The 24,763-nt window shown below is 70.3% G+C and carries 24 protein-coding genes, 1 tRNA gene and 1 pseudogene; 18 read left to right on the top strand and 8 right to left on the bottom strand.

Going from position 1 to position 24,763, the window contains the following annotated elements; all coding sequences use genetic code 11:
- The 3 genes and pseudogenes from IH45_RS1000000150060 to IH45_RS0122730 all read left to right on the top strand — a co-directional run.
- Positions 1-312 (top strand): annotated as a pseudogene (locus IH45_RS1000000150060) (hypothetical protein); the annotation flags it as partial.
- Between the two features lie 494 nt (positions 313-806).
- Positions 807-1,103: a type II toxin-antitoxin system VapB family antitoxin gene (locus IH45_RS0122735; RefSeq protein WP_003986294.1), complete on the top strand. Its 297-nt coding sequence runs from the start codon at positions 807-809 to the stop codon at positions 1,101-1,103.
- Positions 1,104-1,236: 133 nt separating this feature from the next.
- Positions 1,237-1,887, top strand: coding sequence for a LytR C-terminal domain-containing protein (locus tag IH45_RS0122730; protein ID WP_030671386.1), 651 nt, complete (start codon positions 1,237-1,239; stop codon positions 1,885-1,887).
- A 69-nt stretch (positions 1,888-1,956) separates the two neighbouring features.
- Here IH45_RS0122730 and upp read toward each other — a convergent pair whose 3' ends face one another.
- Positions 1,957-2,592 carry a uracil phosphoribosyltransferase gene (gene upp, locus IH45_RS0122725; protein WP_030671381.1) on the bottom strand — a complete coding sequence of 212 codons (636 nt, stop codon included), beginning with the start codon at positions 2,590-2,592 and terminating at the stop codon, positions 1,957-1,959.
- A 177-nt stretch (positions 2,593-2,769) separates the two neighbouring features.
- On the opposite strand from upp, the gene IH45_RS1000000145395 reads away from it, so the two are divergent.
- From IH45_RS1000000145395 to IH45_RS0122705, 4 genes are all read left to right on the top strand, one after another.
- Positions 2,770-3,189, top strand: coding sequence for a hypothetical protein (locus IH45_RS1000000145395; protein ID WP_158813237.1), 420 nt, complete (start codon positions 2,770-2,772; stop codon positions 3,187-3,189).
- Between the two features lie 178 nt (positions 3,190-3,367).
- The gene (locus tag IH45_RS0122715; RefSeq protein ID WP_234440632.1) at positions 3,368-3,925 is read left to right on the top strand and encodes a tRNA adenosine deaminase-associated protein; all 558 of its coding nucleotides are present in this window, start codon (positions 3,368-3,370) and stop codon (positions 3,923-3,925) included.
- Positions 3,926-4,047: 122 nt separating this feature from the next.
- Complete coding sequence (gene tadA, locus IH45_RS0122710; protein ID WP_050515087.1) at positions 4,048-4,575, top strand: tRNA adenosine(34) deaminase TadA; 528 nt, start codon at positions 4,048-4,050, stop codon at positions 4,573-4,575.
- 67 nt (positions 4,576-4,642) lie between these two features.
- A tRNA-Ser gene (locus IH45_RS0122705) sits at positions 4,643-4,729 on the top strand.
- A 514-nt stretch (positions 4,730-5,243) separates the two neighbouring features.
- Here IH45_RS0122705 and IH45_RS0122700 read toward each other — a convergent pair.
- Positions 5,244-5,993: a DUF998 domain-containing protein gene (locus tag IH45_RS0122700; protein ID WP_030671369.1), complete on the bottom strand. Its 750-nt coding sequence runs from the start codon at positions 5,991-5,993 to the stop codon at positions 5,244-5,246.
- 140 nt (positions 5,994-6,133) lie between these two features.
- Here IH45_RS0122700 and IH45_RS0122695 point away from each other — a divergent pair, with 140 nt between their 5' ends.
- The 8 genes from IH45_RS0122695 (at position 6,134) to IH45_RS0122660 (ending at position 16,829) form a co-directional block, all read left to right on the top strand.
- Entirely contained in the window at positions 6,134-6,721 is a 588-nt protein-coding gene (locus tag IH45_RS0122695) for a TetR/AcrR family transcriptional regulator (RefSeq protein ID WP_030671366.1), read from the top strand.
- A 735-nt stretch (positions 6,722-7,456) separates the two neighbouring features.
- On the top strand, positions 7,457-8,890 hold the full coding sequence (locus IH45_RS0122690) for an MFS transporter (protein ID WP_030671362.1): 1,434 nt from the start codon (positions 7,457-7,459) through the stop codon (positions 8,888-8,890).
- A gap of 310 nt (positions 8,891-9,200) precedes the next feature.
- Complete coding sequence (locus IH45_RS0122685; RefSeq protein WP_158813235.1) at positions 9,201-10,064, top strand: TauD/TfdA dioxygenase family protein; 864 nt, start codon at positions 9,201-9,203, stop codon at positions 10,062-10,064.
- A complete protein-coding gene (locus IH45_RS0122680) occupies positions 10,054-11,094 on the top strand; it encodes a hypothetical protein (RefSeq protein ID WP_050515085.1) in 1,041 nt (346 codons plus the stop codon). Before IH45_RS0122685 ends, IH45_RS0122680 begins: the two co-directional genes overlap by 11 nt.
- A 24-nt stretch (positions 11,095-11,118) precedes the next feature.
- Positions 11,119-12,048, top strand: coding sequence for a 23S rRNA (adenine(2503)-C(2))-methyltransferase RlmN (locus IH45_RS01000000143975; RefSeq protein WP_050515084.1), 930 nt, complete (start codon positions 11,119-11,121; stop codon positions 12,046-12,048).
- 19 nt (positions 12,049-12,067) lie between these two features.
- Positions 12,068-13,741 (top strand): B12-binding domain-containing radical SAM protein, encoded by a 1,674-nt coding sequence (locus IH45_RS0122670; RefSeq protein ID WP_063763036.1) that lies wholly within the window; start codon positions 12,068-12,070, stop codon positions 13,739-13,741.
- A 257-nt stretch (positions 13,742-13,998) separates the two neighbouring features.
- The gene (locus tag IH45_RS0122665; protein ID WP_030671348.1) at positions 13,999-14,964 is read left to right on the top strand and encodes a pirin family protein; all 966 of its coding nucleotides are present in this window, start codon (positions 13,999-14,001) and stop codon (positions 14,962-14,964) included.
- 242 nt (positions 14,965-15,206) lie between these two features.
- Positions 15,207-16,829 carry an FAD-dependent oxidoreductase gene (locus IH45_RS0122660; RefSeq protein WP_050515083.1) on the top strand — a complete coding sequence of 541 codons (1,623 nt, stop codon included), beginning with the start codon at positions 15,207-15,209 and terminating at the stop codon, positions 16,827-16,829.
- 77 nt (positions 16,830-16,906) lie between these two features.
- Here the strand turns inward: IH45_RS0122660 and IH45_RS0122655 are convergent, their stop codons facing one another.
- Entirely contained in the window at positions 16,907-17,824 is a 918-nt protein-coding gene (locus tag IH45_RS0122655; RefSeq protein ID WP_030671342.1) for a LysR family transcriptional regulator, read from the bottom strand.
- 81 nt (positions 17,825-17,905) lie between these two features.
- Here IH45_RS0122655 and IH45_RS0122650 point away from each other — a divergent pair, with 81 nt between their 5' ends.
- From IH45_RS0122650 to IH45_RS0122640, 3 genes are all read left to right on the top strand, one after another.
- Positions 17,906-19,522, top strand: coding sequence for an MFS transporter (locus tag IH45_RS0122650; RefSeq protein ID WP_234440631.1), 1,617 nt, complete (start codon positions 17,906-17,908; stop codon positions 19,520-19,522).
- Complete coding sequence (locus IH45_RS0122645) at positions 19,519-20,400, top strand: phosphatidate cytidylyltransferase (RefSeq protein WP_078897722.1); 882 nt, start codon at positions 19,519-19,521, stop codon at positions 20,398-20,400. Before IH45_RS0122650 ends, IH45_RS0122645 begins: the two co-directional genes overlap by 4 nt.
- 215 nt (positions 20,401-20,615) lie before the next feature.
- On the top strand, positions 20,616-20,966 hold the full coding sequence (locus IH45_RS0122640; protein WP_050515082.1) for a winged helix-turn-helix transcriptional regulator: 351 nt from the start codon (positions 20,616-20,618) through the stop codon (positions 20,964-20,966).
- A 120-nt stretch (positions 20,967-21,086) separates the two neighbouring features.
- Here the strand turns inward: IH45_RS0122640 and IH45_RS1000000145390 are convergent, their stop codons facing one another.
- From IH45_RS1000000145390 to tatA, 5 genes are all read right to left on the bottom strand, one after another.
- Positions 21,087-21,842: an NADPH-dependent FMN reductase gene (locus IH45_RS1000000145390; protein WP_050515081.1), complete on the bottom strand. Its 756-nt coding sequence runs from the start codon at positions 21,840-21,842 to the stop codon at positions 21,087-21,089.
- Between the two features lie 10 nt (positions 21,843-21,852).
- Positions 21,853-22,368 carry a cupin domain-containing protein gene (locus IH45_RS0122630; protein WP_394298697.1) on the bottom strand — a complete coding sequence of 172 codons (516 nt, stop codon included), beginning with the start codon at positions 22,366-22,368 and terminating at the stop codon, positions 21,853-21,855.
- 42 nt (positions 22,369-22,410) lie between these two features.
- Positions 22,411-23,514 carry a type III polyketide synthase gene (locus tag IH45_RS0122625; protein ID WP_030671325.1) on the bottom strand — a complete coding sequence of 368 codons (1,104 nt, stop codon included), beginning with the start codon at positions 23,512-23,514 and terminating at the stop codon, positions 22,411-22,413.
- 345 nt (positions 23,515-23,859) lie between these two features.
- Entirely contained in the window at positions 23,860-24,279 is a 420-nt protein-coding gene (locus IH45_RS0122620) for a hypothetical protein (RefSeq protein WP_030671320.1), read from the bottom strand.
- 64 nt (positions 24,280-24,343) lie between these two features.
- A complete protein-coding gene (gene tatA / locus IH45_RS0122615) occupies positions 24,344-24,664 on the bottom strand; it encodes a Sec-independent protein translocase subunit TatA (RefSeq protein WP_030671315.1) in 321 nt (106 codons plus the stop codon).
- Positions 24,665-24,763 lie beyond the last annotated feature (99 nt).

Here is a 24,763-nt window from a genome sequence, read left to right as displayed (position 1 = left end):
TCCGCCCCCACGCCCCGTCCTTCCTCCAGCCCCTCCACCGCGGACCCCGTCTCCACCCCCTCACCCACCGGCCTCACCAACCCGACCAGCCCTGCCAACCCCACCAACCCCACCGCTCGGCGCGACAGCCCGTCCCCGGGCCCGCGTACCGGCGAGGCATCCGCGGACTCCGCACATAAGGAAGCGCACCGGCAGGGAGCCGCCGCAACGCCCTCCGCACCGTCCTCCGCACCGCTCTCCGCCGCGCGCGACCGTTCCGGCGCGGGCACACCCGGCCGGGCACCCGTGCCGTCCACCGCGCCCGGCCGCTGACGGGCAGGGAGCGGCCGTACCAGGGAGCGGCCGTATCAGCGAGTGCCCGTACCGGGGAGCGGCCGTACCACCCCCCGCCGCCCGTATCCGCCCGGCACGACGAGCGGTACCTCGTTCGTGTCGAATTCGTTCGTGTCGAATTCGCCCTCGCCGCACCATCCACGGGCTTTGCGGAATTCGGCACTCTTTGCCGCGCCGAAGGGAAACACCGCACGGCCCGCCCGCCCGTCCGTTCCGGCTCCCGCAACCCGCCCAGCACTCATTTCCGGCCGTCCTCGGGGGCGCGTCGCGCCACTTTTCCCCACCGTCGCCCGCCCGTCCCGGTCCGCGGCCGCCCTTCGCCCACCGTGGCCGCACGGGTCGCGCGCCACCCTCCGTACCCCGCTTCCGCACCCGCCTCCCGGGCCCCGCGCTCCGGAATTGCCACCCTTTGTCGCCTTCGCACTCCGTCCGCATGGCTGCGCCCGGAGCCGATGGCCCGGTAGGCTTTCCGTGTGATCTTCAAGCGCATCGGAAATGGGCGGCCGTACCCGGACCACGGCCGGGAGAGCACCCGCCAGTGGGCGGATGTTGCCCCTCGCCCGGTACGCCTTGACCAGTTGGTGACGACCAAGCAGCAGCTCGACCTGGAGACGCTGCTCGCCGAGGACTCCACCTTCTACGGCGACCTCTTCGCGCACGTCGTGAAGTGGCAGGGCGACCTCTACCTGGAAGACGGGCTGCACCGCGCCGTACGCGCGGCCCTCCAGCAACGCCAGGTGCTGCACGCCCGCGTCCTCGAACTGGGCTGACACCCCGCCGGAGACCGCCCGACACGGCCCCGCCCCCTGATCGGCGGAACGGATTGGCCCTTTCGGGTGGGGTCTCCCGCCACACATTGATCATTTAGTAGGCATGGGTCGTGCACCGCACTACGCTGCGGACATGAGCATGCTGACGCCCCCCGGCATGGGCGGTAAGAAGTACCGCATCACGGGCGACAGGTATCCGCGGATGCGCCGTCCCCGTCACCGCCGGCGGATCACTCTGCTGATCACTGCCGCCGTCTGCGCCCTCGCCCTGGCCGGGTGGGGCACGCTGCAGCTCATCGATGTCTTCGGCGGCAAGGGCGGTACGGCCCAGGCCGCGCAGGACGAGGAGAAATGCCCGCCGGGCGGCGCGAAGCAGGCCGGCGCGGCATCGTCCGGTACGGGCAAGCCGCTGCCCCGGCCCGCCGACGTCACCGTCAACGTCCTCAACGCGACGGCACGCGCCGGCCTGGCCAAGACGACCGCCGACGAGCTGAAGAAGCGCGGCTTCAAGGTCGGCAAGGTGGGCAACGCCCCGCCCGCCTACGACAAGAAGGTCAAGGGCACGGGCGTACTCCTGGGCGCGCAGACGGCGTCCGACGGAGCCCGGAAGGTGCTGGGCACGCAGCTCGCAGCCGCGGAGTCCAAGACGGACACCCGCAAGACCGGGGACGTCGACCTGATCATCGGCGACACGTTCAAGGCCCTGGCCGAACCGGCCGCCGCCCAGAAGTCGCTCACCGCGCTGACGGCACCGTCGAAGACGGGACCGAACTGCAAGAAGTGATCCGGGGGCCGGGGCGGGGACCGCGACCCGTACGGTACGGCCCGCCCCGAAACCGCTCTGGAAGCCTTGCTAACCCGCCGTGCCGTACATCCGGTCGCCCGCGTCGCCCAGGCCGGGGACGATGTAGCGGTCGGCGTTCAGGCGCTCGTCCACGGCCGCCGTGACGACCGTCACCGGCGCGCCGGCCAGCTCGCGCTCCATCACCTCGACGCCCTCGGGCGCGGCCAGCAGACAGATCGCGGTGACGTCGTCCGCGCCGCGGTTGATCAGCTCCCGGATCGCCGCGACCAGCGTGCCGCCGGTGGCCAGCATCGGGTCCACCACGTACACCTGGCGGCCGGAGAGGTCGTCCGGCATCCGCGTGGCGTACGTGTGGGCCTCGTACGTCTCCTCGTTGCGGACCATGCCCATGAAACCGACCTCGGCCGTGGGCAGCAGCCGGACCATGCCGTCCAGCATGCCCAGCCCGGCGCGCAGGATCGGCACGACCAGCGGGCGGGGGTGGGACAGCCGCACTCCGGTGGTCGCCGTCACCGGGGTGTCGATGTCGACCTGCTCGGTCCGCACATCGCGGGTGGCCTCGTACGCGAGCAGGGTGACCAGCTCGTCGGCGAGGCGCCGGAAGGTCGGGGAATCGGTGCGCTTGTCGCGCAGGGTAGTGAGTTTGTGCGCCACCAGCGGGTGGTCGACGACGTGGATCCGCATGACATCGACAGTAGCCGAGGTCAGGAGCCCCGGCGCCCGCCCCGTCGGCACCGGGCGGGCCGGGAACGGATTCCGCCGCGCTGGCATCGAACCACCGGTCCGGGGGAAAGTGGGCACAAACGCCCGGTCTGTCGCACCGGCGCCGGGCATGGACCTCGTCCCAGGGCGGTGTACGGCGTGCCAGACGGGAATGGGAGCGGAAGCGGCGGCGGGCCCGGCCGCGACGGCGGACGCGGAGGCCGGTCCGGGCGCGGTGGCGGACGCGTCGGCGGAACCCGTCGCGGTGGCGAGCGCGTCGGCGCAACCGGCCGTGGTGGCGGGCGCGCCGATGGCGGCGCGAGCGAAGACGTATACGAAAACGCGCACGGGGACGCGTACGGGGCCGTACACAGGGACGACCCCACCGAAACTCCCGAAGCTCCCGAACCCGACGGCCTGGCCACCGGCGGCGAGAACGACGCGGCGCGCCGGCGGCGGCGCGCCCAGTTCCTCCGCGATCTCAACGAGGCCAAGGAGCTGCGCGACCGCGTCCAGCCCCGCCGCGCCCGGGCGGCCCGGATGCGTCAGGCCATGAGAATGCGCACGTTCCGCTGGTAGCCGAACGCCTCTTTGGCCCCATCAGAACCTTGCGCACCACCCGACGTGAGCCACATCTCTCGGAACGGCCGCACGACGCAACGCCGAAGACCCCGCGCAATCGCGTTGTTTCTGCCACGATTCCGATGGGCGGGGACCTGCGGCGTGAAGGCGTCGCCCCGTCCGACCCGGCACGCCTATGACCAGTGGGAGAGTCACGGTGTACTTCGCCGCACTGCTCGCGCGCACCGAAGACGGGTGGGAAGCGAGCGACACGGAGCTCGACAATGTGGAGACCCTGACCGATCTGGCCGACCTGGCCCGTGAGGCAGCGGTCGACGACGACACGGTGGTGGCATACATCGAGCAGGAAGGCACGTGGTTCGGAGTCGTCCGCGTGGACGGCGAGGACGATCCGCGGATCTTCATCTCGAACGCCGCCGCCGCTGCCCGCAGCTCGTACGGTGCGATGCTCACCGACGAGCTGCTCGGCCGCGACGAGGAGGGTGCGGACGACCTCGACAGCCTCGACCTGGACGGTACGGAGGACGGCGAGCCCGACCCGGCGGACGGCGGGGGCGAGGAGACGGCCGCGTCGGCCGACGTTCCCGTACCACCGTCCGGCCCGCTCGGCGATCCGGGCCTGCTGACCGACCTGGGCATCGGCGAGAAGGAACTGCTCGCCCTCGACACCGACGCCCTGTCCGAGATCGCCGACTCCCTCGGCTGCACGGACGTCCTGGAGGCCGTGCGGTAGGGCCCGTCACGGACACCGGAGGTATCGCCCGTCAGGACATGGAAGGCAAGACCCGTCACGGACACGGGAGGTAAGGCCCGCCACGGGCGCTGGCGGTAACACCCGTCCCGGACACTGGGGGCATGACCGCCCCCGTGCCCGGCTCCGTGCCCGGCCCCCTCCCCGCCTCGCCGCTCCACACCCCGGCGCCCGATCCACTGCGCGATCCCTGGACCGCCGCGATGCGACAGGCGCTGGACGAGGCCGCCCTCGCCCCCGGGACCGGTGACGTCCCGGTGGGCGCCGTCGTGCTGTCCGCGGACGGCACGGTGATCGGTACCGGCCGCAACGAGCGCGAGGCGACCGGTGACCCCACCGCCCACGCCGAGGTACTCGCCATCCGGGAGGCCGCCCGCGCGCTCGGCTCGTGGCGGCTGACCGGCTGCACCCTCGTCGTCACCCTGGAGCCGTGCACGATGTGCGCGGGCACCATCGTGCTGTCCCGCCTCGACCGCGTCGTATACGGAGCGGCCGACGAGAAGGCGGGCGCCGTCGGCTCCCTCTGGGACGTCGTACGCGACCGCCGCCTCAACCACCGCCCCGAAGTGATCACCGGCGTCCTCGCAGCCCCCTGCGCCACCCTCCTGACCACCTTCTTCCGCTCCCGCTGACCTCTGCGCCCCCGCTCCTCCGGATACCGATTTCGGCCTACGGCCCCCGTGGGCTAGAGTTCCTCTCGGTAGCGTGTCCGAGCGGCCGAAGGAGCGCGCCTCGAAAGCGCGTGAGGGGGCAACTCCTCCGTGGGTTCAAATCCCACCGCTACCGCTTGTAACACCCCTCTGATCTGCGGAGACGCGGTCAGGGGGGTGCTTTGCGTGTTGCACATGCAGCACAGCGGTGTTGCACATGCGCTCCGCTTGCCCCGGATCGGCACCACCTCCCTTGGGCGCGGGCCTTCGCACCCTCCCCTCCGTGGGACCTGGTCCCACGGATCCCACAGGGGCAGCCCGCCGCACGCGAGCTGCCGGGCCGCACCCGGCGGGCACGATTCCGAGCACCTGTACGGCTACCAGCTCGCGTACGCCTCTTGGCGAATCCCCGAGGACCAGCCGAACGGTCCCGCACAATCGGCGCTGCCACACGCGCGGCACACCGACCCCGAATCCGAGCGTGAGGCCGAAGACCGCATCTGACCTGCTGTTGCACCAGGCCAACCACCCACCCTCCGGTAACCCGCCCGCCTCCATGTCCCGGACGATTCGACGGGGAATCGGGCACAGACCTTGAGGAATGGCCGCAGAGGGGCACCGGAACAGGACCGGAGTCGACGGGACAGATGTCAGTCGGCTGCGTGCGCGCCGGCAGGAAGAGACGGTGCCGTGCTGGCGCCGCGCCGCTTACTGATCGCCGCCCCGGCGCAGATGAGTCCGATCAGGAACGGGTGGACGGCGCCGCGTTCGATCAGCCCGATGACGCCGACGGGGTCATCGCCCGCGCTCACGATCAGGCCGAGGTAGGCGGCCATCGACACCAGGCCGATCACGCCCACCGTGATGAGAGCTCGCCCCGTACGCGGGGAGACACCGATGCGCTGCCAGCGACGCCCGAGCACGATGGCCAGCACATTTCCACCGACGAAGCCCAGGAACGCGCCCGTGCTGTGGTACTGCCCGGAGCCGTCCTCAAGCGCCTCGCCGGATCCGGGAAACAGGGCGAGCAGGACACCGCCCACGGCCAGCATCGCCGCGGGCACCAACGTGGCCCACCGGCCCCGCCCCGCCAGGTCCCGCAACGCGACGATCCCCGCCAGGATCGTGAGGCCGAACAAGAAGAAGCCGGCATTCATCACCCAGGCCAACGGCGAGTACATGTACTGCCCGAACAGAGTCGACGGCCCGTGAACGCCCAGGTTGCTGATGAAGTGATGGGTGTAGCTGTAAGCGGGATCGGTCCACACCATCGCGGCGGTGAACTCCGCGAGCAGGAAGATCACCGGTCCGGCGATCAGCAGTCTTCCCGCGCTCCGGCGCTGAGCAGGCGCGGCAGGTCCGGAGTCGCGAGGCGAGATCAAGTCGATGCCTTCTGTCATGTCCGTGTCCTTCATTCGTCCGCCGGAGGCGGCGCCCTAACCGGGCCCCAAGAGACCTCACTGGCTTCACTCGGACTCTTACTATACCGAGTGTATCTATACTCTTGGTATAGGATTACCTCAGGGGTAGAATCGAGGCCATGGAGAACGACGCGCCCGTCGGGCGACGTGAGCGGAAGAAGACAGCGACCCGGACGGCGATCCTGGAAGCGGCGACCAGCCTGTTCCTTGAGCGCGGGTTTGACGCGGTCACGGTGCGCGAGATCGCGGACAAGGCGGACGTGACGCCCAAGACGGTCTTCGCGCACTTCCCCCGCAAAGAGGCGCTGGTCTTCAGCACGGAGAACGAGCAGCAGGACCGGCTCGTGGCGGCCGTCAGAGACCGCACCCCGCAAACGACGGTCTCCGAAGCACTGAAGGCGCACTATCTCGCCGAGATCACCCTGCTGCAGACCGAACCCATGAGCCGGATCATGGCCCTCATGGAGGACACCCCCTCCCTCATCGAGTACGCCGAGAGGATGTGGCTACGCCACGAGGACGCCCTCATCGCGGTGCTCACCGAAGAGTTCGGGCTCGCCGAACCGAGTGCGGAAATCCGCTTCTACGCGCGGTTCGCCCTACAGATCCCGCTCATGGCCCGTCAGGACGATCCCGAGTCGGCCATGGAGGTGGGGTTCGAGCTGCTCGATCAGGGGTGGGCTCGCTACGGCTCCGCGCACCGATAGCTCGCCCCATCGTTCAGCACCCGGCCGGGAACGCGGCGCACGGCACGACGGCAGCCACCCCGACTCCCAGTGAGTCCTCGTGCAAACTACGACGCTCAGTGTTTGTGGCCTTATCCGGAACCGGCACGAGGCATCGTGGTCGCGGCCTCGTTGGTCCCCGCGCAGGCCCATTGACCACGGAAAGTGAAAAGGCAGGAGCTGATGCACACGGTATTGAGGCATGGGCTCAGATGCCGTCCATAGGGGCTCAGCGACGCATACCTGCGAAGTGCCGAGTGGCTGCGGCGACCCAGTTGTCCCACCGCTCCCTCCGTGCTGCATGTGCAGCGCGGAGCCCGATTGGGCAGGACCGGACCCGGCACTACAGGCCCCAGACGCCCCCATTCGTCCGCCTCTTCGAGAAAACCGCAGGTGAGAAGCCTCATCTTGACGGGTTCAAATCCCACCGCTCCCGCTTGTAAACACCCCTCTGATCTGCGGAAACGCGATCAGGGGGGTGTTTTGCGTGCTGCATGTGCAACACGGCGCTGCACAAACGTTTCGTACAGCCCGGTCGGATGCCGCATCTCTTGAGAACACCGGCCTCTACCCCGTTCTCTCCGTGGACCCCGACCTCACAGAACCCCCCGACGGCCCGGCCGCAAGATGAGGATCGTCGGCGGGTTGCGGGGCGGGTGCGCGGGAGGGGGACGCCAGACTGTGGTCGCGGCCGTGGCCGTACGGGAGCGCTGACTGATGACTGGTGCGAAGACGGACGTCGAAGGTGCGGCGGAGCAGCCGGGGTTCGACCGGCGGCTGCTGCCGCCGATGCTGCTGGGCTCGATACTGAACCCGATCAACACGACGGTCATCTCCGTCGCGCTCGCCCCCATCGGGAACGCCCTGGGCACGCCGGCCTCGCAGACCGCGTGGCTGGTCTCCGCCCTCTACCTGGCCACCTCGCTCGGGCAGCCGGTCGTGGGCCGGCTCATCGACATCTTCGGGCCGCGCCGGCTCCTTCTCCTCAGTACCGGTCTTGTCGCCGTCGCCGGTGCCGTCGGCACCCTGGCGCCGGACCTCACCGTGTTGGTCGTCGCGCGTGTCCTGCTCGGGTTCGGTACCTGCGCCGGCTATCCCGCCGCGATGGCGCTGCTGCGCAGCGAGGCCGAGCGCACCGGGCGGGAGAGCCCCGGCGGGGTGCTCACCGCCCTCGCGGTCGCCAACCAGACCGTCGCCGTCGTCGGCCCGCTGCTGGGCGGTCTGCTGATCGCGGTGGGTGGCTGGCGGGCGACGTTCGCGCTGAATGTGCCGCTGGCCGTCGCGGCCATGCTGTGGAGCCGGTGGCGGCTGCCCAGGCCGGCCGACGCGGGTGGGCCTCCGCGGCGTGGGGGCTTGGCCACCCAGCTCGACCTGCCCGGCATGGGCCTGTTCGCCGCCATGCTCATCTCCCTGCTGCTTTTCCTGATGAACCCGCACCTGCGCGACTGGTATCTGCCGGTGATCGCCGCAGCAGCGGGAGCCGCGTTCGCGGCGCGGGAGCTGCGGGCCCCCGCTCCCTTCATCGACCTGCGGGTACTCCGCGGCAACACGCCGCTCCTGGCCACCTACGGGCGCGCCCTGGTCGCCTACGTCGTCAGCTACGCCTTCCTCTACGGTTTCAGCCAGTGGACCGAGGAAGGCTACGGACTGACGCCCTTCCACGCCGGGCTGGCCCAGGCCCCCATGTTCCTGCTCGCGGTCGGCGTCTCGGTCATGGCCGGGCGCCGCGAGGGTGTGCGCGGGAAGCTGCTGGCCGGTGCGGCCGGGCAGATCGTCGCCTGCCTGGTGATGCTGACGCTCTCGGGGGAGAGCCCGCTGTGGATGCTGCTCTTCGTCTCCTTGGTCTTCGGTGTCCCGCAGGGCCTGAACAACCTGGCCCTGCAGAACTCCCTCTTCCACCAGGCCGATCCCGAGCGCACCGCCTCCTCGGCCGGGCTGCTGCGCACCTTCGCCTACATCGGCTCGCTGATCGCCTCGTCCGCGACCGCCGCGTCGTTCGGGCAACGCGCCGACACCGGCGGCATGCACCGGCTCGCCTGGGTCATGCTCGCCGCCGGCGTGCTCTATCTCCTGCTGACCGTCTTCGACCGCACGCTCGGCCACACGGCGACAACGGACACCCTGGCAGCAGACGCCCAGCTGGCGAAGTGACCCCGAGCAGACCCGCCCGCCCCACGCGTCGACGACGGGGGCGGGTGATCGGAGACCGGGCGGTGCCGCGTGACGTGCTCCGGTTGCTGTGATGGGGTGAAGTCCACCGCCGCCAGTCGGACCCGGCCGGAGCGTCGGCCCGGTCCGCCACGGCCCGGGCCACTAAAAAGGCGACCGGCGGCCCGTACGCCGAGGGTGACTCATCGCGTTGCCCGGACCGCTTCTCCGGCACGAATCCTTCTGTCCGACCCGTTGCCGGTCGCCCCTGCCTTCCGCCTGCCCGGGAAGAGGCCCAATGAAAGTGGAACCCTTGTCCGACGCGCTTGGCGTGCAGGTCAGCGGTGTCGCGCTGCAGGACTGCTCGTCGGGTGAGCTGACGGATCTGCTGCGGCTGGTCGAACAGGCGGGACTGGTGGTGTTCCGGCGCCAGTCGCTCGACGACCGCGAGATGCACTCCCTGGCGCGGCGTATCGGCCCGCTGGAGGAGTCCTCGCGGAAGGTGTGCCTGTCGCCGGATTTCCCGCAGATCAGCTATCTGTCCAACCTGCGGGACGAGTCCGGTGACCCCATCGGCTTCGCCGGGGCCGACACCGACTACTGGCATTCCGACCAGCAGCACCGCGAGAATCCGGCGACGCTGGCGGTCTTGTACTGCGTCGTCCCGGCCGTTTCCGGGGGCGCGACGAGCTTCCTGCCGACCGAGGTCGGCGCGATGGGGCTGGACGAGCGGACCGTCGCGGAACTCGCCGCGCGGCGGGCGGTCTACGAGCCGGCCTTCAACCACGACAACGCGCCCCAGATCCGGGTGTCACACCCCGCACTGCTGGTCAGCCCCGCCTCGGGGAAGCGCTGTGCCTACGTCAGCGACAACACGCTGGAGTTCACCGGGCTGGACGCCGAGCAGTCCCGGCAGCTGAAGGCCACCGTGGTGCACCGGATGATCCGGCCATCGCGTGTCTACTCCCATCGCTGGGCCACGGGCGACTTCGCCCTCTACGACAACGCGCAGCTGCTGCACCGGCGGGAGGAGTTCCGGGGGCGGCGCTGGCTGAAGGCGACCAAGATTTTCGCACCCAAGGACATTTTCGCCGTGCCCGCCGGGGAGGTCGTCACCGGTCTTCCGGCCGGCCGATCTGCCTCTCGGGTCATGGAGGTGAGCGGCGATGTCTCCTGACGCGGACACCATGCCCGCCTCGCCCCCAGCGGTGATGCGCGAGGTCCGCGAGGTGATCGCGGACAGTTCCCACGTCCTGACCAGAGGCCGGACGCTGCGGCGTCCGGAACCCGTGGTGATCCGGGCGGGCCGGCACGGCGGACTGCCGTTCGACAGCATCACCTCCGACCTCTACCTGGGGTGCCTCCCCGCGTCGCAGATCTGTTACGGCAGCTGCTTCGCCGCCCGCGGCTCGTTCGACGCCGGCTACGACTTCGGCATCCGGGTCGAGAACGTGCTCGACACCGACCTGCTGCGCTCGGACCTGCGGGCCCTGCCGGACGACCAGCGTTTCCTGCGCAACGGCTGGAACAGCGACGCCTCGTGGAACTGGCCCAAGGCGTACCAGCTGGCGCGCCTGGTCCGGGAGTCCGGCCGGTGCCCGGTGTTCGTCACCAAGTACTTCCGCACGATCGATTCCGGCACGCTGTCCGGCCTGGTCGAGGCCGGGGCCGAGCTGCGGGTGTCGGTGAGCGCGCTGGACACCGCCGGGCAGCTACGGCAGCGCCTGGCGGGCCTGCTGGCCTATCAGCAGGCAGGCGGTGTGGCGGTGGCAGTGGTGATGACATCGCTGTTCGCCGAGGAAGCGCTCAACCGGCGGCAGGACGACCTGGTCGAGTGGATCGTCCGGCAGGACATCAACGGCGCGGAGAACAGCCTGCGCGTCCCACCGGCCCTGCCGGTGAGCCGCCTGCTGGACCACGACCAGGTCGGTGTGCTGGACGACAGCGGCGACCTGTGGGCGGGCCGTCTGTACGGCGACCGGTTGCCGGTACCCACCATCACCTCCATGCCCTGCGACTACCCGGGCCTGCCGTGGCGGCGCCGTTCCGAGCTGGACCTCGACCAGCTCGAAGCCTGGCGGCAGGATCCGGTCCGCACCCACGAGGAAGTGCTGTCCGGCCGGCGGCTGGCCAAGCCGCGGCAGTGCGGGGTCTCCCGGACCTGGCTGCCCGAAGACGCACCCGCAGCACCGGGCGAACCCCGTTGAGACCGCGCCGAAAGGGTGGCACCCATGTTGGACCTTGAGAAGAAGACCACCAGCGACGACGGCAGTGTCAGATTCGTCTGGCGGCTGCCCGGCGGCCATCAGGTGGAAAGCGTTCTGTTCCGTACGACCGCGGACAGTTTCATCCAGCCCTCCGCACAGGCGGCCGAGCGCCCGCTGAGCCTGCCCAGCGGAGCCGTGGTGTGCGTGTCCAGCCAGGCCGGCTGCAACGTCGGATGCCGGTTCTGCGCCACCGCCCTGCAACCGATGAAGCACAACCTGTCCGCCGAAGAGATCTGCGCCCAGGTGATCCGCTCCGCCCGGGAGGAGAACGTGCGCGGCGGCACCCGGGTGGTGTTCGCCGGCATGGGCGAGCCGATGCTCAACTACGAGCCGGTGCGGGACGCCGCCCTCCACCTGACCGGCCGCGAGGACGTGCACAACGTGGCCGTCTCCACCATGGGCATCGTCCCGGCCATCCAGCGCCTGGCGGCCGAGGCGCCCGCGGTGGACCTGTACGTCTCACTGCACGCGGCCAACGACACCCTGCGCACCAGCCTGGTCCCCCTCAACCGCAAGTACCCGATCGGCGACGTGCTGGAAGCGGCGCGCGCCTTCGCCCAGGAGACCGGCCGGCGGGTGGACATCAGCTACCTGTTGCTGAAGGGCATCAACGACTCCCCGCAAGACGCCCGGGAACTGGCCGCGCTCCTGGACCGGAACCTGTTCACGGTCAAGCTCCTGCTGTGGAACACGGTGCCGGGGCTGCCCTTCGAGCGGGTACCGGACGAACGGGCCGTCGAGTTCGCCGGCTGGCTGGACGATTGCGGGCAGCCCGCCTACGTCATCCCGAGCAAGGCGCGGGACGTGGACGCCGGCTGCGGCCAGATGATCACGACCCAGCCGTCCGCATCGAGGCTGCGACGCGTCACCCGCGAGTTCAGCGCGCCGTCGTAGCCCCAGGGAGAGATCGCCGATGAGAATCCTCCTCGTCTCGGGGCTGGGCCCGGCGGTGAAGAACAGCGGCTACCTGGCCGGGACCGCCTTCGACCCCGTCACCGACAACGCGGCACACTATTACCGCACCGCTCTGCCGGGTTTTGACCTCTCCCGGCTGCACTACTCCTCCGGCCAGGGGCTGCGCCCGCTGCTGCGCCGCCGGACGACCGAGACGCCCCACCTGACCACCTTCACCCTGCGCTCCATCCTCGACGCCCTGCCCGTCGAGTACACCCACGTCGACACCAGCACCGTGTGGGCCGGCCAGGACGCCGAGGCCACCGGCGAGTACGACGTCGCCCTGCTGTCCACCACGTTCATCTGGGACCGGCGCTCACTCGCCGACGCCGTGGCGTGGATCAGCCGCAGGTGGCCGTCCGCCGTGCTCGTGGTCGGCGGCCAGTACAGCAACCTGAAGTACGCCCAGATCCTGCGCGACCACCCCGAGATCGCCCACGTCCTGCGCGGCGACGCCGAAGAAGCGCTGCCCGCGCTGCTCCAGGCGGTGGCGGGCCGCCAGGACCTCACCGAGGTGCCCAACCTCGTCACCCGCGACGACGCCGGACGCCCGGCGTCCACCCCGCTGACCTACATCGACCTCGAAGCCCACCCCTCGCCGGGGTTCCACCTCAAGGCGCCGATCGTCCCGTACGAGTCGATGCGCGGCTGCCCCTTCGCCTGCGGATTCTGTTCGTTCCCGCACGCCTCGCCCCAGTGGCGCTACAAGTCCGCGGAGAAGATCTTCGGCGACTGGGCCCGGTACGCGGACCGGACCGGCGCCCGCCACATCAAGGCCATGGACTCGACCTTCACCGTCCCGCCCACCCGGCTGCGCGCCCTGTGCGACCTCCTGCCGGCTCTCGACCTGGGCTGGGAAGCGTACAGCCGGGCCAACTCCATCAAGACCCCCGACGACGTGCGCCGGCTGACCGACGCGCACTGCCGCAGCCTGAGCATCGGCTTCGAATCGATGAGCGAGCAAACGCTCCGCGACATGGACAAAAAGGTCACCGCCCGGCACAACCGCAACGCCTTCGAACTGCTCCACGGCAGCCCCGTCGACTACCGCTGCTCCTTCATGGCGGGCTACCCGGGAGAGACCCCCGAGGAGTTCGCCCGCACCCGGAACTTCCTCGCCGAGGACTACGCCGGCTACTTCCTGCTCAGCGTCTTCTCCCTCCAGGACGAGACCATGCCGGTCTGGCAACGTGCCCGGGAGTTCGGCCTGGTGGTCGACGACCCGGACGACGCCGACTACTCATGGCGGCACCACGGGATGGACGAACCGACCGCCCGGGCGCTGGTCACCGACACCCTCGACACGGTGCGCACCCGCAACGACGACGCGGTCCTCATCCTCTGGCAGGGCGGTTACGAGCACCCGCCGATGCCCGACTACTCCCGGCCGCACAACAGGCGCGTCGAGAAGACCATCGAAAGACTCGGCATGCTTCCCAGGGACGAACCCGACCCCACCCGCGCCCGGGACCGTGCAGCGACGTGGCTGAGGGAGCTGACGGACCTGGGTGTCCACCTGACCGACGAAACCCGCGACATGGCCACCGCCCCAAACGCCCCCACGACGCACAGGCCCAACGATGTGGCCCCGGCGGGACACGTACCCGACGTCACTGCCGCCAGCAGCGTCTGAGCGGCCGCATGTCTTGATCGGGGACGCATAGGGTTCCAGATTTCGGTCCCGGTCCCGGTCCCCGGCATAGCTACGCCAGGCATCCGCCGACCTGGGCTGCGTGTGCGGCGACCCAGGTCAGGGCCGCCCGGCGCATGGACGAGTGCCCGAACGCCCGGCAAGCGGCCCGGGCTTCGGGTGGCACCTCGGCAACGAAGAGCACGCTCCCGCTGTATGTTGAACGTGCAAGCAACCGTCCCGAGAAGGCGCCGCCCCAGATGAGCAACACCGAAGTGAACCCCGCCGAGTTGCACTGCGCGCCGGGTGACCGGGCGCCCGAGGTCGAGGTGCTCGCGCCGCGTGATGTGCCACTGGGCGGCCCGCGGGCCATGACCGTGCGCCGTACGCTGCCGCAGCGCTCCCGTACCCTCATCGGCGCCTGGTGCTTCGCCGACCACTACGGCCCCGACGACGTCGCCGAGACCGGCGGCATGGACGTCGCGCCGCATCCGCACACCGGCCTGCAGACGGTGAGCTGGCTGTTCAGCGGGGAGATCGAGCACCGGGACAGCCTGGGGACCCACGCGTACGTACGGCCGGGCGAGCTGAACCTCATGACGGGCGGCCGCGGGATCAGCCACTCGGAGGTGTCGACCGGGCGGACCACCGTGCTGCACGGGGTGCAGCTGTGGGTGGCGCTGCCCGCGGAACACCGCCTCACGCAGGCCGATTTCCAGCACCACGTGCCCCGTCCCGTACAGGACGGCGGGGCCGGGATCAGCGTGTTCCTGGGCACGCTGGCGGGTGTCACCTCGCCGGTGCCGACCTTCACCCCGCTCCTCGGTGCCGAGATCGTCCTCGCGCCGGGTGCGACGGTCACCCTCGCCGTGGACCCCGCCTTCGAGCACGGCCTGCTCGTCGACCAGGGCACCGTCCGCCTGGCCGGCACCCTGCTGCGCCCGGCCGAACTCGGCTACGCCTGCCCCGGCCGCGACAGCCTGACCCTCACGAACGAGTCGGACGCCCCCGCCCGGACCGTTCTGCTCGGCGGCACGCCGTTCGAGGAGGAGATCGTCATGTGGTGGAATTTCATCGGGCGTTCGCACGCGGATATCGCCCGGGCCCGCGAGGAGTGGATGGCGGCGGGGAATCGGTTCGGTGAGGTTCGCGGGTACGACGGTGATCGGTTGCCCGCGCCTGAACTTCCCATGGTGGCGCTGAAACCGCGGGGGCGGGTGCGTTGACCGACGCGGTCAGGAATGCGGAATGACCGGCGATCCGCGCTCCCGAACGTACTGCGAAATGCGCGGGGACAGCGGCAGAACACTGGATGCGCCACACGCATTCATCGGATGACGAACAATCATTGGTGCCCCCGGAAGAACACCCATACCGTTTCCCATGGTGCTGCTCAGCACCCAGGCTCCCCTTTACCCCCGAAGGGGAGCCCGTATGTGTCACGGGTCGGTTCTCGGAGGTTTCCGCGGTGGGCGATTGTTTCTTCGACGTGGTGGTGGTCGGTGGCGGGCCGGTCGGGTTGCTGCTCGCCGCGGAGTTGCGCACGGCGGGCGCCTCGGTGCTGCTCGTGGAGCGCCGTTCCGAGGTCGACACGACGGTCAAGGCGGGCGTCCTCGGGCCGTTGGCGGTCGAGGCGCTGGAGCGTCGGGGGCTGCGCGGGCAGCTCGCCGAGGTGGAGCAGGAACGCTTCCGGCAGGCTGCGAGGACCGCGGCCGCAGCCGCGGGGGTTGCGGACCCCGCCCTGTTGCCCAAGAGCGCCGTACGGCTCGGGCCGACCAATCACTTCGCGGGTCTCGAATACCTCGAACCGGCGCGGGTGAAAGGTTCACAGCGGCGGCGTATGGCGGTCAATCAGCGGGCTCTCGAACTGATTCTGGCCGATCACGCCCGGCGCCTGGGAGTCGATTTCCGCCGCGAGCACGAACTGACCGGATTACGTCAGGACGGCGACGGCGTGACCGTCTCGATTCGCATGCCCGGCGGTGGGTTGGAAGCCCGTTGCGCATTTCTCGTGGGGTGCGACGGTGGGCACAGCAGCGTACGCAAGCTCCTCGGCATCGACTTCGCGGGGACCGGCGCGACGCTCACCGGGCGGCAGGCCGTCGTGGAACTCGCCGACCCCGCCGCCCTGCGCCTGGGCTGGCACCGCACCGACCAGGGCATGCTCGCCTACGGGCTCGGAGTGAACCGTGTCTTCACCGTGGAGTTCACCGGCCCGCCCGCCGCCAAGGACGAACCCGTCACCCTCGACGAGATGCAGGAAAGCATGCGCCGCACCAGTGGCGTCGACGTCGAGCTGCTTTCCGTCACGGCACCGACGCGTTTCACCGACAACGCCCGGCAGGCCGCCGAGTACCGGCGCGGCCGGGTGTTCCTGGCCGGCGACGCCGCGCACGTCCACCCTCCGTTCGGCGCACAGGGCCTCAACGTCGGCCTGCTGGACGCGGTCAACCTGGGCTGGAAGCTGGGGGCCGCCGTCGCGGGCTGGGCTCCGGACGGCCTGCTGGATTCGTACGCCGCCGAGCGCCACCCGGCCGGGCGGCGGCTCATGGACAGCACCCGGGCCCAGACCGCGCTGATGCGGCCCGACGCCCAGACCGGCGCGCTGCGCGAGCTGTTCGCCCGCCTGATGCGCTTCGACGACGTCAACGAGCACCTGTGGAACCTGCTGACCGGCCTGGACGAGCGCTACGCCCTGGGTGACGAGCACCCGCTGGTCGGCACCCTGTGCCCGAACTGGAAGCTGCTGCTGCGGGAGAGCGGCCCCCAGGAATCCGGCCCCGTGGACACGGGCCTGGCCACGGACGTGGCGGAATTGATGCGCGGTGGGCGCGGACTGCTGCTCGACCTCACCGGCGCTCCCCCCGTGGGCTGGTCCCAGCACGTGGACACCGTGCGGGTGGTGCCCGACACCGAGGGGCTCGACGTGGACGGCACGGAAGCGGCCTCGTACGCGGAACTCCAGTCCGTGAGCGCTCTGTTGCTGCGCCCGGACGGGTGCATCGCATGGGCCGGTACGCCCGGCGACGGGGGCGGCCCGCAGGTGTCGCTGCTGGAGGCGCTGCGCCGGTGGTTCGGCGCCGCCGTGTAGCCCGGTACGGTCACCGCGTGCCCCCTGTCCGGCGTGCGTTCACCGCGTGCCCCCTGTCCGGCCCCGGCCCCATGCCGTCACGACAGCACGGCCCGTACGGAATCCCGTACGCGTGACCGCAGCCAGGCGTGTGCCGGGTCGGCGTCGTCGCGGGGGTGCCAGGCCAGGGACAGCTCCACGGGCGGCAGGTCGAGCGGGAGTTCCCTGGTGACCAGGCCGAGTGCCTGGACGCTGCGCCGGTATTGGCGCCAGGGCACGAGTCCCACCACATCGTGGCGGTTGACCAGGAGCAGCAGGGTGGCGGCGAAGGTCGGTGCGGACACGGTGATGCGCCGGCCCAGGCCCAGTCCGGCCAGCGCTTCGTCGAGCGGGCCGGACAGGCGGCCGCGCCGGGACGTCGTGATGTGCCGTGCGGCGGCCACCCGTTCGGCCGTCACCTCGCCCTGGGCGAGGGCGTGGTCCGGGCGCATGACCAGGACGTGGTGGTCCGTCGCCAGCGCTTCCGTGCGCACCTCGGGAGCCGCCGGTCCCAGTACGCCCATTTCGAGGTCGGTGCTGCCTTCCCGCAGCCCGGAGTGGTCCCCGGGCGGTTCCGCGAGGAAACGCAGGGTCACTCCGGGAGCTTCGTTCTCCACGCAGGAGACGAGGTGGTCGCCGACCGAGGTGACCATCGCGTCGTTGGCGGTCACGGTGTAGGTGCGTTCCAGCGATTTCAGGTCCGGTTCGCCCGTCGGCGCCAGCACCGTCCGTACCCGCCGTACCAGCTCGCGCACCTCGCTGCGCATCGCCACGGCGCGCGGTGTCGGCTGCATGGCGTGTCCGGCCCGCACCAGCACCGGATCGCCGACCGCTTTGCGAATGCGCCCCAGGGTGCGGCTCATGGCCGGCTCCGATACGTGCAGCCGCTCGGCCGCGGCGGTGACCGAGCACTCGTCCAGCAGTGCGTCGAGGGCCACCAATAAGTTGAGATCCAGTTTCGAATGCACGGGGCGCATTCTATTTATCACTCACCTGCATTTGAAGTTATCCCGCCGCATTTCTACGGTCATCCGAACCAGCAGCGAGAAAGGAAGGACATGAACGCGCACAGCGCAGCAACAGCCTCCGGCCAGCGGCACGGTGCAGCATCCGGCGCCCCTGGCCGCACCGGACGGCAAGGCGGGCGGACGCCCGGCGGCACGGACCAGGGCAAGGTCCCGCGTCTGATGAACGCCGCCGTCATGGCCGTCCAGGCCATGGTGTCCGGCGTCAATCTGGCCCTGCCGCAGCTTTCCGCCAGTGCGCTGCACCCGTCGGCGACCCAGACCGTGTGGATCGTGGACCTGTACGTCCTCGTCTTCGCGGCCTTTCTCATACCGGCCGGGGCGCTGGGCGACCGCTGGGGCCGCAAGCCCGTACTCATCACCGGGCTGGGCGTCTTCGCGCTGGGCTGCCTGGGCTGTGCGCTGGCGCCCAGTGTCCCCGTCCTGCTGGCGTGCCGCGCGGTCTCCGGCCTGGGCGCCGCGCTGGTCATGCCCGCCACGCTCGCCCTGTCGCTGGCGGTGACCCCGCCCGCCAAGCGCGGCCAGGCGGTCGGCGCCTGGTCGGGCGCCACGGGCCTGGGCGGCATGCTGGGCAACGTCGTGGCCGGCGGCACGCTCCAGTTCTTCTCCTGGCCGGTGTTCTTCGCCCTCTTCGTTCCGGTCGCCATCGTGCTCGCGGTGCTCGCGGCCCGGTACGCGCCGGCCACCGGGCGGCATGCCGCCCGCCTCGATCCGGTCGGCACGGCGCTGCTCGTCGTCACGCTCGCCGCCCTGCTGTTCGGCCTGGTCGAGGGGCGGGAGATGGGCTGGGCCTCGGTGCCCGTGCTCACCGGCTTCGCCGTCTCCCTCCTCGCCGGAGCGGCCTTCGTCGGCCATGCGCTGCGTGCCGAGGCCCCTTTGGTCGACCCGCGCTTGTTCCGGCTGCCCGCCGTCCGCACCGGGACGCTCGGTGTGGCGGCCGCCTTCCTCGGCATGTTCAGCCTCTTCTACCTCAATGCCCAGTACCTGCAGTACGCCAAGGGATTCAGCGCCCTCGCCACCGGGCTCGCGATCCTGCCGCAGGGCCTGTGCATGAAGTTCGTCTCGCCGCGGGCGGCCCGGCTGGCCGGGCGGTGGGGGACACGCCGGGTCGTGGCGCTCGGCATGGCTCTCATCGTCGCCGGGCTTCTGCTGCTGTCCCTGTCGACCGCACGCACGCCGTACTGGATCTACGTCATCGACCTGCTCGTCATGGCATCCGGCATGGGCCTCGCCACCCCGCCGCTGTCCAGCGGAATCGTGGGGGCGCTGCCCAAGAGCCAGAGCGGTGTGGGTTCCGCGCTGAACAGCACCGCGCGCGAACTCGGCAGTGCCCTCGGCGTCGCCGTGGTCGGCACGGTCCTCACCGCCGGGTTCACTGCCCGGCTCCCGGCTCCTGTCGCGCCCCACGCGCACTCGGCCTCGGACGCGATGGCCGCGGCGGAGCACCTGGGCGCCGCCCAGCACGCCGCCGCGGTCACGGCGTTCACCGACGCCATGGCGATCGGCTACCGGGTCGTCGCGGTGATCGTCGCCGTAGCCGCGGTGGCGGTACTGCTCGGCAAGCGCAGCGGCGCCCCGGGCAGCGGCGGGAACGGCGAAGCCCGTCCGGCCTCCGGCGACGCGCCGCAGGGCGGGCGGGAGTCCACGTGAACGTTACGGAACACGATCGCGCCCCCGTGGGCCAGGACGTACCCGCCCACTCGAACGCCGACGGCCGCACGACACCCGCGCACGGCGGACGGGACGTGGGCCGTGCGGTGGCGGTCGGAATCCTGCTGGCGGCCGTCGTGTGCGGCACGCTGGTCACCGGCCCCCTGGCCTTCGCCGTCCTGGCCGCGGTAGGAGCCCTGGCGGCGGTCGCCGAACTGGGCCGCCGGTTGCGGCAGTCGGGCCTACGTGTGGCGCTCGCGCCCGTCCACCTCGGAACGCAGCTGATGGTGTGGACCGGTTGGTGCTTCGGCGAAGGCGCCCTGCTACGCGTCACCGCGGCCGCCGTACTCGTCTGCCTCGCCTGGCACCTGGCGTACGGCACGGCCGGATACCTGCGGAGCGCGGCGGCGTCCGTACTGCTGCTCGGCTACCTGGCCCTGCCGGCGTGCTGCGCGGTCCTGCTGGTCCAGAAGCCGCACGGCGCGCTGCTCGTACTGGCGGTGATCGCCTGCGTGGTGGCCACCGACACCGCCGGGTATGTGACCGGGGCCCTGCTCGGCCGCCACCCCATGGCGCCGGCCATCAGCCCCAGGAAGAGCTGGGAGGGCTTCGCCGGCTCACTGTCGGCGGCTGCCGTCGTCGGCGTGGCCGCACTGGGGTGGGTGGCGCAGACGCAGTGGTGGCAGGGCGCTCTCTTCGGCGGCTTGATCGCCCTGGCGGCCGTGGGAGGCGACCTCGTCGAGTCCGCGGTGAAACGGGACCTGGGCATCAAGGACATGAGCGCCCTGCTGCCCGGGCACGGCGGCCTGATGGACCGACTGGACTCCATTCTGCCGGCCATGGTGGCGGCCTGGAGCGCGCTCGGTCTCGTCCATTGAAAACACAACATATTCAGCTCTTCCTCGGCTTCGCGCCGGAAAGGCACATCCTTACCTGCATACCGCAATGACTACGCAAAGAGAGTAAAGGCCGCTTGCCCAGTCATATGCGGATGATAGATGATCTGACCCAGAGGCAGGCGCGCGCCCGGAGTAAAACAAGCAGCCCACGGGGATCCCGTTGCTTTTTAGCCGACAGGAGGGCAAGCAAGACCATGAACTCTGAGGAACTCAAAGCGGCGAATTCCGCCATCGGCCTGATTTCCAAAAAGTGGGACCTGTCCGTGCTCGTGGCCCTGCAGGCCGCGACGCGTGGACACGCGGAATTGGTCCGCCGCACGGGCCTGGACCGCAAACAACTGACCCGCGTCCTGCGCCGCCTCGAAAGCGCGAGCCTCGTGCACCGCTCGGTGGACACCGCAAGCTCTCCGGTGCGCGTCTGGTACCGGTTAACCAAGGCCGGCCATCAACTGCTGCACCTCGTGGTCGGATTCGCCGACTGGTGGGAGAAAGGTCCGGCCGCCTCCGCGGAGGCGGCCGAGCCCAGGGCCGCCTGCCTGGTCTGACATCCGTCCGTACCGGGACGGGCGCGACGCGCACCAGCTCACGGCGGTGCGCGTCGCACCCGTCTGCCGCTTGTCCCCGGGTTCAGCACGGCAAGAGACCGTATCCGGAACCCGGCCCGGTCATGCCGCGTCGGCGGCCCGGGCCTCGGCGAGCCAGCGCGCCGCCGTCTCCCGGGTCTGCCCGGCGCTCAACAGCCGCTCGGTCACGGCCTCCGGTGTCGCGCCGTCAGCCAGCGCCCGCGCCACGTACGGGAAGAACCGTGCCCGCTCGATCGCGGCGCGGTTGCGTTCCACCGCCTGCCGCAGGCTCTGGTGCGCCTGCGCGGCGAGTACGTCGGCGAGCACTTCCAACTGGACGCGGACCAAGCCGGCGGCCGTCTCATCGACCAGCCGCACCGAACCGTCCGGAGATCCCTCCAGGGCGCTCGGCGCGGAAGCGATCACCACTTCCGGATCCGGTACCACGACGTTTCCCAGCGAACCGACGAGTCGTACGGTGTCGCTCAAGCCGCGGTATCCCGTCGCCCGCCCGAGCGTGGCGACCATGACCGCCACCCCCTTGCCGGACAGGGCCCCGCGGCCGTGCGGCCGCGAGAGCCAGTCGATGGCGTTCTTCAGCACGCCCGGCAGTGAATGGTTGTACTCGGGCGTGGCGATGACCAGCCCGTCGGCGGCCGACACGGCCTCCCGCAACCGGGCGACCGGGGGCGGCGCCGGGTCCGTGTCGAGGTCCTCGTTGAACAGCGGCACGTCCCCCAGGCCGTCGAACACGTCGATCGACATGCCCTCGGGAGCCAGCGGACCGAGGGCGTGCAGCAGGCGGGTGTTGCAGGAGCCGGCGCGCAGTGACCCGGAGATCGCGAGAATACGGTGCACGACGCCCCGCTCAGCCGTAGGACAACGGGGTGATCTGGTGCACGTCGTGCTCTTCCCTGAGCCTCGCCACTTCTTCCGCGTCCACCCGATCCCCGCCGGTGAATATGTCCAGCAGTTTGTCGAAGTACTCCTCGTGGTCGCCCGGCGGAGACGACTGGAAAAGCATCTTCACGGGCTTCTCCGTGCGATTGGCAAAGGCGTGCGGGCAGCCGGGCGGTACGAACATCAAGGCACCGGCGCCCGCCCGCACCACCCGCTGCCCGTCGGCCCCTTCCCAGTCCAGCCAGTCACCGGACTGTTCCCGGGGCTCGAATGCCAACAGATCGAGTTCTCCGTCCAGGATGTAGAAGAGCTCTTCTCCCTGTGTGTGATAGTGCACCCCGGTGTTGAAACCCGGCGGCACGACGACCTCGAAGGTGGACGCGTACTTCGAGTGCTCCGCCGTCACCTTGAACGTGACGTCCTGCGCCTTGGCGACCAGTCGCTTTCCCCCGCCCGGGGGCACGATGAGACCGTTCACGGTCACTTTTCCTCCCTGCTTCGCGTGGTCAGTGGTCTGTGCACGGGCTCAGCCGGAGACCATCTCCGGCAGCGCGGACAGTTCCGCACCGAGACGGTCGGGCTCATCGGTCACCCAGGAGCCGACATTCATCTCCGCGGTGATTCCGGGGCCGAAGCCCGCGATCAGTCCCTGGGCGTCCGCGAACATGGTGTCGTCCTCGAAAAGGCGCCGCAGCGCGTCGAGGACCACGGCGCTCGCTATGTTCCCGTATTCGCTCAGCGTGGCCCGGCTGAAGCGGAATTGCTCGGACGGTACGCCCAAGTACTTGCACAGGTCGTCCAGGATGCGCGGTCCACCGGCATGGATGATGTAGAAGTCCAGGTCCGCCGCGTTCCAGGCGTGCGCGCCCACGACCTGGCGCAGCACCGGCGCGAGCGGCTCCATGGTGCCGGGCACCCGCCGGTCGAGCCGGAAGTGGAAGCCGGTCTCCTTGACGTCGTAGGAGATCCAGTCCTCGGTGTCCGGGATCAGGTACGACGCGTTGCGTTCGAGACGTACTCCGGTGCCGCCCTCACCACGGACCACCGCCGCCGCCACCGCGTCCCCGAACAGGCCGTCGGAGAGCAGCGACCCGATGTCTCCGTCGGCAGGCTGGTAACACAGCGAACAGAATTCACACGCCACGATGAGGACGTTGCTCTGCGGGTGCGCCGCGCAGAAGTCATGGGCGCGGTTGATGGCCGCGCCGCCGGCCGCGCAGCCGAGCTGGGCGATGGGAATCTGCCGGGTGGCCGGACGGAACCCCATCGTGTTGATCAGCCAGGCCGTCATCGACGGCATCATGAATCCGGTACAGGAAACGTAAACAATGGCGTCGATGTCCCGCGCCGTCGTCTCCGCGTTGGCGAGAGCCTGCTGGATCACCGGCGGAACCCGGCGCTTCGCTTCCCGCTCGTATATCTTGTTGCGCAGCTCGAACCCCGGATGAGCCAGCGTCCGGTCAAGCGGCTGGACGGTATGCCGTTTCAGTACCCCGGTATTGGTGATCAGCCGCAGAGCCAGGTTGAGATGCGGGCTCTGCGCATGCACACGCCGAGCCATTTCGAGCGTCTGCTCCATCGTGACGACGTTCTCCGGAACGGCGACCGCCGGCTTGCACAGTACAGCCATTTTTCCCCCTTGCTTCCGATACCCGTCATGAGCCGCGGAAGAGCGGGCACGGGTAATCGAGAAGAGCCGTCGGCGGTGTTTCCGCCGACGAGGAAAAACGTAATGATGTGCGAAGCCCGGCCGCAAGAGTCTCCTTGTGCCACCGCGGGGCATCACGGCCACCAAGGGGGACGCCCGGCAACCACCAGAGGAAACACCCGGTAACCGGCCGGGCCCTCACGGCAGTTCCAGTTCCGGTTCTCCAAGGCCGACTGCGGGGATTTCAGCAGCAGAACGGGAAAAGCAGCAGCCCCTGCCGCGGGTTCGCTGCTCGCGGCAGGGGCTGCACTGTCCGGGTGCCGGGGTTCAGCTCCGGCGGCGGCGGAACGCCTTGCGTACGAAGTGCACGATCAGCCAGATCACCACGATGATGATGACGACGAAGATGATGATCAGCACGATGAGGAAGATGCCGAGCTTCTTGAAGAAGCCCTTCTTCTTCTTTTCCTTCTTCTCCTTCTTGTCCTTGGAGCCGAAGGCGGCCTTCGCGTGGTGGTGGAAGGAGGCCGGGGCGGCCTCCGCCTGCGCGGCCGGGGTGCCGGTGGTCTGCTGCTGAACGCTGTGGGCGGCGTGGGTGACCGCCGGCGCTGCGGGCGCCGCCGCTGCCGCGGTGCCTGCCGCGCCCATCAGGCCGAGCAGCAAGGCCACGACAACTGCGGTGACGCGTCCGCTCTTTGCCCGTACGGCGCGTACGGCGTGTTCGGAATGCTTGCGCTCGGTGCTCATCCGGTCCGTTTCCCCTCGTGGTTGGTGCTGGGCGCGGCGCGCTGATCGCGACGCGCGCCAACCATTATGGGTGGCGGCCGTCTCCGCCTACGGGGGAGACGGGGGCGGTGGGGGCGCCGGAGGCAGTGGGCGCACCAGGGGCAGCGGCCGCGCCGGGTACGCGGTCGGCGGCCACCACCTGACCCGCCCGTGCGCCATCGCCCGTCCCGTTCGTCCCGGCCGTCCCGTCCGCCTCGTCCTTCATCGCCTTCGTCTCGCTCTTGAGGATCCGCAGCGACTTGCCCAGGGCCCGGGCCGTGTCCGGCAGCTTCTTCGAGCCGAACAGCAGGATCACCACGAGGGCCACGATCAGCAGGTGCCAGGGCTCCAGCCCGTTCCGCAGCATCGTCGTCCCGCCTTTCCCTCCATCGCGCCACCGGCGGTCACCGGTCCGCGCCGTCTTGCCGGATTCGTAACTTGCTACATTGCGCAACTGTACAACCGA

This window comes from Streptomyces rimosus subsp. rimosus (genome assembly GCF_000720725.1).
In the GTDB taxonomy this organism is placed as follows: Bacteria; Actinomycetota; Actinomycetes; order Streptomycetales; family Streptomycetaceae; genus Streptomyces; species Streptomyces rimosus_A.
This window is presented reverse-complemented; position numbering and strand designations above follow the sequence as displayed.

Coding starts and splice junctions, on each gene's coding strand:
- tatA (WP_030671315.1), bottom strand. CDS start 24,664: ATGCTGCGGAACGGGCTGGAGCCCTGGCACCTGCTGATCGTGGCCCTC.
- upp (WP_030671381.1), bottom strand. CDS start 2,592: ATGCGGATCCACGTCGTCGACCACCCGCTGGTGGCGCACAAACTCACT.
- IH45_RS01000000143975 (WP_050515084.1), top strand. CDS start 11,119: ATGTTGGACCTTGAGAAGAAGACCACCAGCGACGACGGCAGTGTCAGA.
- IH45_RS0122640 (WP_050515082.1), top strand. CDS start 20,616: ATGAACTCTGAGGAACTCAAAGCGGCGAATTCCGCCATCGGCCTGATT.
- IH45_RS0122620 (WP_030671320.1), bottom strand. CDS start 24,279: ATGAGCACCGAGCGCAAGCATTCCGAACACGCCGTACGCGCCGTACGG.
- IH45_RS0122730 (WP_030671386.1), top strand. CDS start 1,237: ATGAGCATGCTGACGCCCCCCGGCATGGGCGGTAAGAAGTACCGCATC.
- IH45_RS0122665 (WP_030671348.1), top strand. CDS start 13,999: ATGAGCAACACCGAAGTGAACCCCGCCGAGTTGCACTGCGCGCCGGGT.
- IH45_RS0122650 (WP_234440631.1), top strand. CDS start 17,906: ATGAACGCGCACAGCGCAGCAACAGCCTCCGGCCAGCGGCACGGTGCA.
- IH45_RS0122670 (WP_063763036.1), top strand. CDS start 12,068: ATGAGAATCCTCCTCGTCTCGGGGCTGGGCCCGGCGGTGAAGAACAGC.
- IH45_RS0122715 (WP_234440632.1), top strand. CDS start 3,368: ATGACCAGTGGGAGAGTCACGGTGTACTTCGCCGCACTGCTCGCGCGC.
- IH45_RS0122625 (WP_030671325.1), bottom strand. CDS start 23,514: ATGGCTGTACTGTGCAAGCCGGCGGTCGCCGTTCCGGAGAACGTCGTC.
- tadA (WP_050515087.1), top strand. CDS start 4,048: ATGACCGCCCCCGTGCCCGGCTCCGTGCCCGGCCCCCTCCCCGCCTCG.
- IH45_RS0122690 (WP_030671362.1), top strand. CDS start 7,457: ATGACTGGTGCGAAGACGGACGTCGAAGGTGCGGCGGAGCAGCCGGGG.
- IH45_RS0122695 (WP_030671366.1), top strand. CDS start 6,134: ATGGAGAACGACGCGCCCGTCGGGCGACGTGAGCGGAAGAAGACAGCG.
- IH45_RS0122655 (WP_030671342.1), bottom strand. CDS start 17,824: ATGCGCCCCGTGCATTCGAAACTGGATCTCAACTTATTGGTGGCCCTC.
- IH45_RS0122700 (WP_030671369.1), bottom strand. CDS start 5,993: ATGACAGAAGGCATCGACTTGATCTCGCCTCGCGACTCCGGACCTGCC.
- IH45_RS0122680 (WP_050515085.1), top strand. CDS start 10,054: ATGTCTCCTGACGCGGACACCATGCCCGCCTCGCCCCCAGCGGTGATG.